The 13,469-nt window shown below is 39.0% G+C and carries 9 protein-coding genes; 5 read left to right on the top strand and 4 right to left on the bottom strand.

Translation table 11 applies throughout. The annotated features are described in order from the left end of the window. Nucleotides 1-157: 157 nt before the first annotated feature. The 3 genes from QNI15_RS06790 to QNI15_RS06780 form a co-directional block, all read right to left on the bottom strand. Entirely contained in the window at nt 158-3,319 is a 3,162-nt protein-coding gene (locus QNI15_RS06790; RefSeq protein ID WP_314031111.1) for a T9SS type A sorting domain-containing protein, read from the bottom strand. A 261-nt stretch (nt 3,320-3,580) separates the two neighbouring features. Further along, complete coding sequence (locus QNI15_RS06785; protein ID WP_313998472.1) at nt 3,581-4,471, bottom strand: alpha/beta fold hydrolase; 891 nt, start codon at nt 4,469-4,471, stop codon at nt 3,581-3,583. Nucleotides 4,472-4,537: 66 nt separating this feature from the next. Further along, nucleotides 4,538-5,350 (bottom strand): RNA polymerase sigma factor, encoded by an 813-nt coding sequence (locus tag QNI15_RS06780; protein WP_313998469.1) that lies wholly within the window; start codon nt 5,348-5,350, stop codon nt 4,538-4,540. A gap of 497 nt (nt 5,351-5,847) precedes the next feature. Between QNI15_RS06780 and QNI15_RS06775 the strand changes: the two genes are divergently transcribed. From QNI15_RS06775 to QNI15_RS06765, 3 genes are all read left to right on the top strand, one after another. After that, nucleotides 5,848-7,683 carry a M61 family metallopeptidase gene (locus tag QNI15_RS06775; protein ID WP_313998467.1) on the top strand — a complete coding sequence of 612 codons (1,836 nt, stop codon included), beginning with the start codon at nt 5,848-5,850 and terminating at the stop codon, nt 7,681-7,683. A gap of 53 nt (nt 7,684-7,736) precedes the next feature. Further along, complete coding sequence (gene eat / locus QNI15_RS06770) at nt 7,737-9,056, top strand: ethanolamine permease (protein WP_313998465.1); 1,320 nt, start codon at nt 7,737-7,739, stop codon at nt 9,054-9,056. A 62-nt stretch (nt 9,057-9,118) separates the two neighbouring features. Next, on the top strand, nt 9,119-10,084 hold the full coding sequence (locus tag QNI15_RS06765) for a quinone oxidoreductase family protein (protein WP_313998463.1): 966 nt from the start codon (nt 9,119-9,121) through the stop codon (nt 10,082-10,084). Between the two features lie 6 nt (nt 10,085-10,090). Here QNI15_RS06765 and QNI15_RS06760 read toward each other — a convergent pair whose 3' ends face one another. Further along, a complete protein-coding gene (locus QNI15_RS06760; RefSeq protein WP_314031110.1) occupies nt 10,091-10,606 on the bottom strand; it encodes a L,D-transpeptidase family protein in 516 nt (171 codons plus the stop codon). 99 nt (nt 10,607-10,705) lie between these two features. Here QNI15_RS06760 and QNI15_RS06755 point away from each other — a divergent pair, with 99 nt between their 5' ends. Then, nucleotides 10,706-12,148, top strand: coding sequence for a DUF1800 domain-containing protein (locus QNI15_RS06755; protein ID WP_313998458.1), 1,443 nt, complete (start codon nt 10,706-10,708; stop codon nt 12,146-12,148). A gap of 86 nt (nt 12,149-12,234) precedes the next feature. Continuing rightward, entirely contained in the window at nt 12,235-13,440 is a 1,206-nt protein-coding gene (locus tag QNI15_RS06750) for a DUF1501 domain-containing protein (RefSeq protein ID WP_314031109.1), read from the top strand. Nucleotides 13,441-13,469: the final 29 nt, after the last annotated feature.

Raw genomic sequence — 13,469 nt, 5'->3', positions numbered from 1 at the left:
GGTTTGTTGGTCTGACTTGTCGGATGCAAGATCATCTCAAAAACTTGAACAACCAATATTCTATCACGAAAAGTATCCCCATATACACCACTAGCCACAGCTAAAGCTATGGCTAGTGGTAATCTGTCCTTACGTAGAACAAAATCAATTATCAGGGTTATTGTTTCACGATTTTAAATTGTTCAATCTTTCCATCATTACCTTTTACCCGGATAAGGTACATTCCAGGCTGTAATCCATTACCGTTTATCTGAATCTGACTATTACCCTGAGCATTGTATTGGTTTATGATTCTGCCATCTATAGAAATCACCTCAACTATAGCTTTATTGTAACCACTGTGTAGCTGAAGTTTAAAATCGGTTACAGATGGATTAGGAGAAACTATAGAATGTAAAGAAGACTCTATATTTTCAGACAAAACTTTTCTGGCAGCAGAGGAACAACCACTGGTAAATAACGTAAAGTACTGCTGAGCAATTAACCCACCTGAAGAAGTCTGTGTTTTTACTTCTATCAGATACTGACCAGAGGCATTCAACTGTTGAAAGAGATCCGGTACAGCAATAGTTTTTGTTGCGGCCATAGCATCTGAAAGCTGATAGCTGTATTCACGTAGTAATTGTCTTGGATCATTTCTGAATACCTTTATAGAGAGCATTCGTGCATTGTCATTGTTTGCATTAAACAATGCATTCGTACTATCACAAACACGAACAGTTGCATTATTTGCTGGCCAAAGCAACAATGGATTCGAACCTTGTGCTGGTGCTGTTGTAAAGAGAATAGTTGTATCTAAACGAAGATAAGGTCTACTATCTAAAGCCCCAATAATCAGATAACTCAGTTTCATCTGGTAAGTAGTACCTGCTTGCAAACTATCAATCTGCCAGGTAGGTGTCACGCCTACAGGAAAATTGGTTGAGAGCATCTGCTTTCTGAAATCACTTCCCTGCCAGTCTGCCGGGTACCGATCTATCAGATAGTATTCATAGGAAATGTCTATATCTGTGAAAGGAGAAAATGTTGGCTCCTGTATTCTAACCTGAACAGGAAGCGCTACATTATTTTGTCCAGGTGTTGGCGATAGAAAAGTTAAGGGTAGATCTTTACCTAATGGACGAGGGAGAATTTTTATAGGGTATGAGACAGAGTCCAGTCTTGTATGAAGTGAATCATAGGTAATCATATCTACTCTCGCATCAAATAGTTTCCCCGTATTGGGTGTGCTGATATATAAAGTTCTGGTTACATCACTGGTAGCTTGCTGAGCATTAGCAAAATAAAATAATGATACGGGTTCAGACCTTACATAATCTATTCTTTGACCTGTTTGTGTGTTATAAAAGCGTACATCCATAGATCTGGCTATTGTGTTGTTAGCATTTACAACATAACTTCCCATACTCAAACCAAAAACACCTCTCTGAGACAGAACCATTACTGAATCAGGTTTAGGTGAAAGTAGCAAAGGTTTACCGCTACTTATCACAGGCCTAGTCGTAAAGGTGATGATTGTATCCAGATTGACGTATGGGTCGGCATCCAAGGTATTGAAAACTGTGTAGTTCAATTTTAGCTGATAGGTTGTACCAGGTTGCAGGCTATCTATGTCCCAAGAACCAATTGATCCGGAAAAATACCTTTTCACAGTAGTATTTTTTCTAAAATCGCTCCCTTGCCAATCCGCAGGATACTGATCAATCTCATAACCGGAATAAACAAACTCTATGTCTGTAAAAGGAGTTGTATCTGGATGCTTGATTCGAACCTGAACAGGAAGCGCTACATTACTTTGTCCGGGGGTAGGTGAAAGCAACTGTATAGGTATATCCTTAGAAAATGGTCTGGGTATAACTGTGATTGGATAAGAAGCAGAATCCAATAGTACATGTAGTGAATCGTAGGTAATAATAGATACTTTTCCACCAAAAGGTTTACCTGTAATTCCTTCACTGATACTTCCTTCATAAATAAATTGTGTACGACTCACATTGCTGGTAGCAGCTTGTGCATCTTGTAAATAAATTTCGGATACCGGCCCTCCTCTTACATAATTAATCTGTTCTCCAGTCTTGGCATTCAAAACCTTTACATTCATAGATCGAGCGAGCGGATTATTAGCATTTACAGTATATGTTCCCATGCTTTTATAAAATACTCCTCTCTCGGATAATACTAATGCAGAGTCAGGCTTAGGTGATATTAATAAAGGCTTACTGCTGCTTACACCTGGTTGAGTAGTAAACGTAACTGTTGCTTCTTTTCCTGTACTCGGATTAGTACCAGGTGCACCCAAAACCACATAGTTTACTTTCAGGACATAACGAGTACCTGCCTTCAGATTAGGTAACTGCCAGCTGGTAATACTTGTGGTATTACTTAATGCTTCAGAATGATAATCTTCTCCTTGCCAGTCTGCCGGATATGTGTCTATCATATAATGGGCAACAGCTACTGAGATCTGAAACAAAAGCAGGCTATCTGGCCGTTGTATCTGAGCTATAGGAGAAAGTGAAACATTGGTCTGTCCTTCAGAAGGTGAAACAATAGCAATAGATACATTTTCAGCCAGCGGACGTGGGTGAATCACAATATCATACTCGCCTTGTCCAATAACATTTCCCAGGGAATCTTTTGTGACCAAAACCATACGTGCAGGATAAGGAACACGATTAAGAGGCTGAATGAATGCAGACATCTCAGTATTACTCAAAGCGGTTTGCGCTGTTAATAATTTAACAGTTGATGCTCCATTCCGTTGATAATTAACCAATTGTCCGGAGGCCTTATCAAATATCTCAGCAGTAATATAACGGGCAGCAGCATTGTTGGCATTGATCGTCCAGGACATTCCATCTGAATTAAAGACAAATGATACTGTATAAAAATCATGTAATGAATTATTGGTAATCAGTAATGGTTTGGGAACTTCTAAAGGTGTTGAAGAAGTAAAAAAAGTAAAATATAACTGCTTGAGCAGCCCACCATTGGCATTGAGTGTTTTTAGTTCTATCAAATATTGCTGTGAAGGTTTTAGTAAACTCTTGTCCCACGAATTAAAAATAACAGGCTGAGTTGCTTCAGTTGCTGTAAGGTTCTTAGCATCTTCAAATATCAGAGTACGCGGATCATTAAGCCAAACCCGAATAGAAATATATCGGGCAGTGGGTTCTTTCGGATTAACCGTAAATCCAGAAAGATCTTTAAGACTAACTGTAGAGTTTGCCTGCGGGAAAATTAATACAGGCGACTGAATCGCATAGCTGGTTGTGACAATGTTGCCGAAGAGTATCAGCAACCAATAAAAATGTTTCATAGCTTAGGCGTTTTTTAATGGATAAATGAATAAGTGTTAAAAAGTAGAGAGTTCTGCTTGCTTGCGTATTAAACAATTGGCTCTCAATCTATTAATTCTATTTTCCTGGCAGGATAAACAATTGATATGGTATTTTTTCTATAAATATTTATACATAATTCAATATCTACTCTCAGACTATCCTCGCTGAATCCTTCTGACAAAAAATTCACTATATTGTTCATCAGGATTTCTGACCACTTCACATCAAAACATAGTAATCTATGATTGAAATGGCGATAAAATTTGTTGAACTATAATTTCTGGAGCTTCTTCTTGGGGAAAATGGCCAACAGCATTCAAACGTATTACTTTTGCCTGTGGGCAGGATGTAATCCACTGCTCCAGGTCTGTTGGTCGAAAGGCAATATCCTTCATACCCCAAATAATAGTAGTTGGAATATGATTAATTTTTTCACGCTGAGCCCATAGAGTTTTGAGCCATTCAGAGGAACCTACAATCTCTTTTGGAAAAACAGTGCATCCCTTTCTATCACTTTTTTTCTCCAAATGTTGGTAATAATGTCTGTGTATTTCAGAAGTTAGTTTGCGTTTATCTCCTACAGCTTGCCTTACTACCACTTTTCCAAAAATGTTAAAATGTGTAATGAGAAATCTTCCGACCTCTCCTCCCATCATTTTACTGAATCGAACAAAATGAGGATCTTGATCAACTGGCCATAACCATGTATTGAGCAAAATTATTTTTTTAATTTTTTGTGGATAACGGATGGCATACGATAAGCCTATTGGCCCACCCCAATCATTTACTACCAGCGTTATTTTGGAGAGGTTTAAAGAGTCGAGAAATAATTCTATGTTGCTTGCATGTTCCTCTGGAAGGTAACTCCAATTAAAAGGTTTGTCAGAAAGACCAAAACCTATCAGATCAGGAACTATACAACGCATAGAAAAGGAAACATGCTTAATTACATTGCGGTATTCAAACGACCAGCCAGGATTGCCATGCAACATAACAACAGGTTCACCCTCTCCTTGATCTACATAATGCATCCTTCCTACTGGAAGAGTAAAGTAATTTGACTTAAATGGATACTCCTGGCGATTTAGCCAATTAGGATACGATGGGGCTGTTAGTGAAATAGTTGACATAAAACGTCTATGATTACAGTTTGTTTTCATCTTAGACGTTTCAACTCTGCAAAACGGTCGAAATTGTTAGTCAGAGGCTATTGCTTCATTTAAAATCCGCATAATTGTGTCTTCCAGCAATGCACCATTATCTGTTAGTGGATTAATTTTTGAGATTAGAGAGAAACGTTTCCGAAAATGTCCCTGTAAGTCAGAAGGAAGCTTTAGGTTGTCCAGCTTCTGAAAAGAATCTGCCGCAGGGCTTAAATAGTCATTCAATTCGGCACATTGATAACATGGACCATTCTTATTAATCAAAGCACAACGTTTTTCATACTTTTCCTGTAGTTCTTTTCGTGCTTCAAATAAAAGATGTTTCACCACACCTTCTGTCATTTGCAAGATAGAAGCAATCTCATTTCGTTTAAACTGATAGATCTCCTTTAAAATCAAGGCAATTTGTTGTTGAAGAGTAAGGTTTTTAGCCATACAGGTGAAACAATAGTTCATATGCTCTACTATATCAAAAGATGGTTCTGACTGACTTTCAAAAGCACTGATAATCCGATCATGTTTTTCCACGTCAGATTCTGTGGCATTGCGACACAAATCCTGTGCATTGAGTGGCCACCGTTTTTGAACACGATAATTATCTTTGGCCAGATTTGTTGCAATGGCGAATACCCATGTCTTAAAAGTTGAATTACCTTTAAAGGAATCAAAATTCGATACTGCTTTCAGGTATGTATCATGCACTAGGTCTTTTGCATCCTCACGATTGCCACACAATCTATATAAATAGGATTCAAGGGTGCTACGATGTTGTAAAAACTCTTCCTGAACATTGTATTCGTTTTGATGAATATTCATCTTAGAGACAAAACTTATTGTAGATCTCATGTTTAATTTGTGTTTATGATTTGCCGGATTGTCTCCAGATGCATTGTTTTCAACAAAATAAGTCCATTCCATTTGATAGCTGTAAATCACATACATTGGCCTCATTCGTATGTCTGTCTATATGTCACTATGATACAATTCTTTTTTAACTTTTCACAGATGTTTGTTAGAATCTTTATATCACATACTAATTCCAGTTAGCTAAGACAGTTATCTGGCCAATAAAATTCTATTGTAAAAAACAAAACATAGATACAACGAAAAAAGACAATCAGTAAATAACCATCTCCTCTTGTTTTGTAATCTTTTTCACAAACAGCCTATTTATTTTAACCCTATTATCTCATTAAGCATACTTACAACTGAAAATAATACCTCATCTTACACAGACTTGGGCAAAAAATAGTATCTTCAAAACCGGAAGGTATCTAAAACTAAGAAAAGTACCATTCCAGACAAAAAACAAGCTAAGAATCTTTATTCACTTTACAATCTTCATGAAAAAAACACTAGTATCTGTTTTTACAACCTTTTTCATTGCCTGTGTAGGGTATTGCCAATCAGCAATCTATTATAGGGTTTCTTTTCCCAATGCCATCCACCACGAAGCAGAGATTACAGCCAACTTCTCAGGCCTGTCTAGTCAGCCACTTATAGTCCGAATGAGCCGATCTTCTCCAGGCCGTTATGCAACACATGAGTTTGGTAAGAACATTTATAATCTGAAGGCAACAGATGCCAATGGAAATTATATCCCTGTAAACCGCCTGGAGTCCGATGTATGGGAAATTCCGAAACATGGCACCACAGTCAATATTCTGTATACATTATTTGGGAATCTGGTCGATGGTACATATGCGGGCATTGATGAAACACATGCCCATTTGAATATTCCTGCTTCTTTTTTATGGGCCAAAGGTTTAGAGAGTGCTCCCATCAGTATTACATTTGATATTCCAGATGGTTCAAACTGGAAAGTGGCCACCCAACTTAAAGCAGCTACTGAGCCAAATACTTTTTCAGCACCGAATCTGCAATACTTTATGGATTCACCAACTGAGCTAAGCAACTTTACACTGAAAGAATGGACTGTCACCAACACAGATAAAAAGCCTATCACCGTTCGTCTTGCATTACATCATGATGGTACAGATGAAAATGTAACTACCTATGCTCCTATGGTACAAAAAGTAGTACAGGAAGCCGGAGGTGTTTTTGGCGAATGGCCTTCCTATGACTATGGTACCTACACCTTTATCCAGGATGTATTTCCAGATAATGATGGGGATGGTATGGAACACCGCAATTCGACATTCATCACAGATGCAGCTTCTTTTAAAGGAAATCCGAAAGACTTCCTGGGTACCGTTTCCCACGAATTTTTCCACTGCTGGAACGTAGAACGGATTCGTCCCAAGTCATTAGAACCATTCAATTTTGAGCATTCCAATATGAGCAGTGAACTTTGGTTTGCCGAAGGATTTACCAGCTACTATGGTGAGCTAATTTTACGAAGAGCAGGATTTTATGACAATGACCAATATGTACAAAGTCTGTCAGGTCAGTTAAGCTATGTACTTAACTCTCCAGGTACGTATCGATTTTCTCCTGTTGAGATGAGTCAGCAGGCTCCGTTTGTAGATGCGTCCAGTTATGTAGATCCGGTCAATTTTGCGAACACCTATACTTCTTATTATCCTTATGGATGTGTAGTTGGCTTGGCTCTTGACTTATCTCTGAGGACAAAATTTAAAAACCTGACACTGGATGATTTTATGAAAGCAGTTTGGCAGGCTCAGGGGAAACCCGAAAAACCCTATACTGTTCCGGATCTCCAAACCATTCTTGGACAGGTTACCAAGGATACTACATTTGCCAATACCTTTTTCCGTAAATATGTAACTGGTCATGAAGTAGCAGATTACCAGACTCTATTAGGTAAAATGGGATTCCTGCTTCGGAAAGCAAGACCTAATGAGGCTTTCTTTGGAAGAAATTTAAAAGGAGAACAGGGACAGATCATTGTCAGAACAGGAACACAAATCAATACCCCGCTTTACAATGCAGGTATTGATCAAGGAGATATCATTCTGTCAGTTGAAAATACAACTGTGACAGATACCAAAAATCTGGATGATCTTATAAAGAAACATAAACCAGGTGATGTAGTACCAGTACAATATAGCCACAAAGGCACTGTCAAAACCACTCTGGTGACACTAAGCGAGAATCCTCAGTTAGAAGTAGTTACCTATGAGAAAGTGGGGATGAAAACAACAAAGGAAATACTGACTTTACGTGACAACTGGTTAAAAAGCAAAGCTTTACCCTAATCATAATTCCTCCTGCCAGAGAAATCTCTGGCAGGTAAACCATACAAACTACCATGCAAACCATTACAGAAACACAACCTAAACTAAAAAAAGAGATAAACACCATACAGTTATGGTCGCTGGCAGTTGGAATGGTCATATCCGGAGAGTACTTTGGCTGGAATTATGGTTGGCAAACCTCAGGTACCATTGGGTTTCTTTTTTCGACCCTTCTGGTTACGCTGATGTATGTCACCTTTATTTTCAGCTATACAGAGCTTACAGCGGCTATCCCTAAAGCCGGAGGCCCATTTTCTTTTGCCACACGTGCGTTTGGACCTATTGGTGGCTTTATTGCGGGTTTTGCTACGCTGGTCGACTTCTTATTAGCCATGCCAGCCATTGCCTATGCCTTAGGTGCCTACATACATTTCCTGATTCCTCAAATTCCTGTTGAGCAGACAGCAATCAGTATGTATGTAATCTTCATTGCTGTTAACTGGTTTGGGATCAAAGAAGGTGCCCGTATTTCTTTGATTGTAACGTTACTTTCTGTGGGCGAAATTCTGTTATTTATGGGATTAATTGTTTTCCATTTTAAATCGGACAACTTTTTTGCTCATAATCCTCCAACCGTTTCTTTCGGTTCCATATTTGCTGGTATTCCATTTGCTATCTGGTTCTTTGTTGCTATCGAAGGTGTTGCTATGGTAGCTGAAGAGGTCAAAAATCCTCATAAAACGATTCCAAGAGGATACATCTCTGCTATCATTACACTTGTTATTTTAGCACTAGGTATTATGATTCTGAGTGCGGGTGTGGGAGACTGGAGAAAACTCCAACAGATAGATCACCCGTTACCGGAGGTATTGGCAATGGTGTTCGGGCATGAAAGTGGATGGACTAAAGTTTTCACCAGCCTGGGATTATTTGGTCTGATTGCATCTTTTCATGGCAATACCATTAGCTATTCGAGACAGATATTCGCATTGGCACGTGAGAATTATCTGCCTACCCAGTTAAGTTTTCTGAATCGTTATCAAACCCCACACTGGGCACTCATAGCAGGTGGTTTGATTGGTGTTCTGGCTATTTATTCTGGCAAAACAGACCAGATCATTGTTATGTCCGGACTTGGAGCGGTGGTGATGTATGCAATCAGTATGGTAAGCCTGTTAGTGCTGCGAAAGAAAGAACCCGATCTGGAACGCCCTTACAAAACTCCATTCTATCCCATTTTTCCTTATCTGGCATTACTTTTAGCCTTGTTTTGCACAGCAGCTATTAGTTACTTTTATCCTCTGTTAAGTGCTATCTTTTTTGGATTATTATTTTTCTTTTTAGTTCTATTTATGTTATTCGGCTTTAAATACATTAAATCAAACATAGGATGAGTATTTTATATAGCCACTAAAGCTCCGAAATACTTATCTGCTTTATTCTTATAAACCATAGTATGAAAGCCATTCAAGTTACCACACCCGGCGGTCCTGAAGTAATGGAATATCGGGAAGTAGCCATACCGACACCTAAACCAGGAGAAGCACTTGTACGAATCAAATCCATTGGAGTCAATTTTATTGATATCTATCACCGGGAGGGCAGATATCCTCTTCCAACTCCCTTTACTCCGGGTTCAGAAGCAGCCGGAGTTGTAGAATCAATTGGAGATGGAGTGACAGAATTCAAACCTGGAGACCGGGTTGCTTATGCGTTACAAGTAGGCAGTTACGCCGAATATGCACTTGTCCCAGTCAGCAGACTGGTTCCTATTCCGGACTCGGTGGATGATGATAGAGCAGCAGCTGTTCTTTTACAAGGACTCACAGCCCACTATCTCTGTTATAGTACCTATTCCGTAAAACCAACAGACACGGTATTGATACATGCAGGAGCAGGAGGTGTAGGACTATTGTTAACCCAGATGATTCGGCAAATTGGAGCAAAAATCATTACCACGGTTTCAACAGAAGAAAAAGCTCAGCTTTCCCGACAAGCCGGAGCCGATGAAGTCATTCTATACACTCAACAAGACTTTGAAACAGAAGTCATGCGAATCACTAATCAATCTGGTGTCCAGGTAGTATATGATTCCGTAGGTAAAACAACCTTTGATAAAAGTCTGGCATGTTTGCGACCTCGAGGGTATATGGTTTTGTTTGGCGCCTCCAGTGGAGCAGTTCCTCCGTTTGATCCATTACATTTAAGTAAGAAATCAATATTCCTTACCAGGCCTACATTAGGTCATTATGTATTGACTCGTGATGAGCTATTAAATCGCACAAATGATTTGTTTCAATGGATAGCAGAGGGAAAACTACAGTTGCAGATAGAACACGTTTATCGCCTAGCAGAAGCCACCCAAGCACACAAAGATCTCGCAGCACGTATCACTACAGGAAAAGTTTTGTTAAAGCCATAATGTATATTATGGCTTTATTTCAATGATTGTCCCATCCGGAACAGTCTTCCATATCTCATCCATTTCTGCATTTGTGACCCCTATACATCCATTTGTCCAGTCATATAGTGTATGAAAGCCACCTGCCCATTTAATACTTGGATGCAAGCCATGAATCATAATCATCCCTCCTGGTGATACACCCTTCTCATCTGCACTCTTGCGGTCCTGTTCATTAGGATAAGAAACATGCAGTGATTTATAACAGCTACTTTTGGCATTTCGCCAGTCCAGCGTATATCTTCCTTCTGGAGTCTTTTCATCTCCTTCCTGACTTTTATGCCCTTCAGGACTTGCTCCTAAAGCGATGGAATAGGTCCGCAATACTTTATTATCCTTCAACAACTGCATTTTTCGTTTTGATTTAAATACCAAAACCCTATCTGCTTTCTCACGAATTGCAGGTTGCTTTTTAGAACAAGCGATAAAAATACCCAAGAGGGAAATGAGGATAAGACAAAAGAACTTATGTAAGTTATTCATTTTTTACAGTAAAGTCGCCCGCTAATTTAAACGATTACTACTAATTTTCATCTAACCTCACAGATCTACATAATTAGGTGATGAAAACTATCAAAAGCTATGCAAACAAAGATATCCAATGACCAAAAGATTAAACACCTGTACAACCGGGCTGGCTTTGGTATTTCACCACTTGAGATAAAAGAAGTTGGTCACAAATCGGTTGAGAAAGCAGTAAAGGAATTGTTTGTACAATCAAAAAATATTTATCCTCTGCAAGTGGTAACAGCAGAACAAATGAGATTGGAAAAAGAGGAAAAAAAGGACAGTAAACAAACCTTTACACAAAGCTCAACCCCTCAGGAAAGGATTAAAACTATTATCAAAGATCGCATAGAAAGCATAAAATCCCTGAATCTCGCATGGATCAATCAGATGGTCAGTGGCAATGCAATGCTAAGAGAAAAAATGACATTGTTCTGGCATGGCCATTTTGCCTGTCGTAGCAACAATGCCTATTTCATGCAGATTCAGAATAATACACTTCGTACACATGCACTAGGCAAGTTTGGTGATTTACTGATGGCTATTTCGAAGGATGCAGCGATGTTGGCCTTTCTTAATAACAAACAAAACCGCAAAGATAGCCCCAATGAGAATTTTGCACGCGAGGTAATGGAGTTATTTACTCTAGGAAGAGATCACTATACAGAACAGGATATAAAAAATGCAGCAAGAGCTTTTACAGGATGGCAGTTCAGACATGATGGAGAATTTTTCTTTAACCAAAGACAACACGATGAGGGAGAAAAAACATTCTTTGGTAAGACAGGCAACTTTACAGGAGAAGATATACTCACTACCATTCTGGAAAACAAACAAACAGCCCGATTTATTACCACTAAAATCTATCAATACTTCGTTAATGAAAAACCTGATCCAACAATTATCAATAGCCTGTCAGACCAGTTTTATAAGTCGGATTATGATATAGCTCAACTAATGGAATCTATCTTTACCGCAGACTGGTTTTATCAGTCTTCTATCATTGGTAGCAGAGTAAAAAGTCCAGTAGAGCTGTTAGTAGGCTTACAACAAACATTTACTATTCAGTTTCAGGAGACACAAAATATTATCTTCCTTCAGAAAGTTCTGGGGCAAACGTTACTCAATCCCCCTAATGTAGCAGGCTGGAAAGAGGGAAAAAACTGGATTGACAGTAGCAGTCTTCTTTTTCGTATGCAACTTCCCGAACTACTTTTTCAATCGGCAGAAGTAAAGGTTGAGGCAAAAGAAGAGGGAGATGTAAATACCGCCTATCTGAACAATCGCAAAGGAAAAACCATTCAGGCATCTGCCAATTGGACTGGATTGCAGAATGCCTTTATAAAAGTGAAGGATACGGAAACTCTGGATGCTCTTGCCAGTTATCTCTTATCCTTACCTATCACATTGGCACAAAAAGATCTGATCTGGCGACGAGCTGACAAAAGCAGTAAAGAAGCACTAATTAAAAGTCTTTCTTCTGCGTTGGTTTCTCTGCCTGAATATCAACTCTGTTAATCTATCAAGTCATCCAAAAGCCAGTACCCACTTGGCCCTATCACTCTCTCTATTACCCTCGGAGAATACATATACAACTGAAAGCTATGAAAAGACGTGATTTCCTTTCCCGATCAGCCCTGACAACAGCAGGAACAATGCTGATTCCCAATTTTCTAAAAGCCTTTGAAAAACAACACCTCAATACATTAGGTCTAAGCAATAAAAAACTAGTTATCATTCAACTGTCGGGAGGAAACGATGGACTAAATACCGTTATCCCCTTCCGAAATGATATCTATTACAAAGTACGTCCCAAACTTGCCATTGAATCACAACATGTACTGCATTTATCGGATGAATTGGGTTTTAATCCAGCTCTGACAGGCATGAAGCAGTTGTATGATGATGGCCTGCTTACTATTCTTAACAGTGTTGGATACCCTAATCCTGACCGATCTCACTTTCGTTCGATGGATATCTGGCAAACAGCATCTGGGTCGGATGAATTTCTGGGTACAGGCTGGATTGGTCGATACCTGGACGAAGCTTGTGGCGGTTCTTGCAGCCAGCCCTACAATGCTATTGAAGTAGATGATACATTAAGCCTGGCAATGAAAGGAGATCGCCTGAAGGGACTGGCAGTGTCAAATCCTCAAAAACTTTATCAACTCACACATAACAAAATAATTACAGATATCAATTCAGCACAACACACGGAAGCAGATCATGAACAAGTAAGTTATTTATATAAAACATTAGGTGAAACTGTGTCATCTGCGGCCTACATCTATGATAAATCTAAAATTTATAAAACTAAGGTAACCTACCCTCCCACTGAACTTGGAAGAAAGTTAAAAACCATTGCCGAACTTATTTTATCAGGAGTGGAAACAAACATCTTCTATGTGTCCATTTCCGGGTTTGACACACATGTCAATCAGAAAATAAGACAGGGACAATTGTTGAAACAATATTCAGAGGCTATGTCCACTTTCATACAAGATCTAAAACAGAACAATCAACTCAATGAATCGTTGGTTATGACATTTTCTGAGTTTGGTCGCAGAGTTGCACAGAATGGTAGTGGAGGGACTGATCATGGAACTGCCAATAATGTATTCCTTATAGGGGGAAAACTACAAAAGCCAGGATTATTTAATGAGTCTCCTAATCTTCAGAACCTGGATGAAGGAGACCTCAAATACCAGATCGACTTTCGCAACATTTATGCCACCTTACTAAAAGATTGGCTGGGGATAGATGATAAGATGATCATAAGTAATTCGACAGGACATTTAAAGTTGGTCTAAAAACATCCCCATCTACAGGATTATCTATA

Source organism: Xanthocytophaga flava, assembly GCF_030068545.1.
In the GTDB taxonomy this organism is placed as follows: domain Bacteria; phylum Bacteroidota; class Bacteroidia; order Cytophagales; family 172606-1; genus Xanthocytophaga; species Xanthocytophaga flava.
The sequence above is the reverse complement of the archived record's forward strand: the minus strand, read 5'-3'. Positions and strand labels throughout refer to the sequence as shown.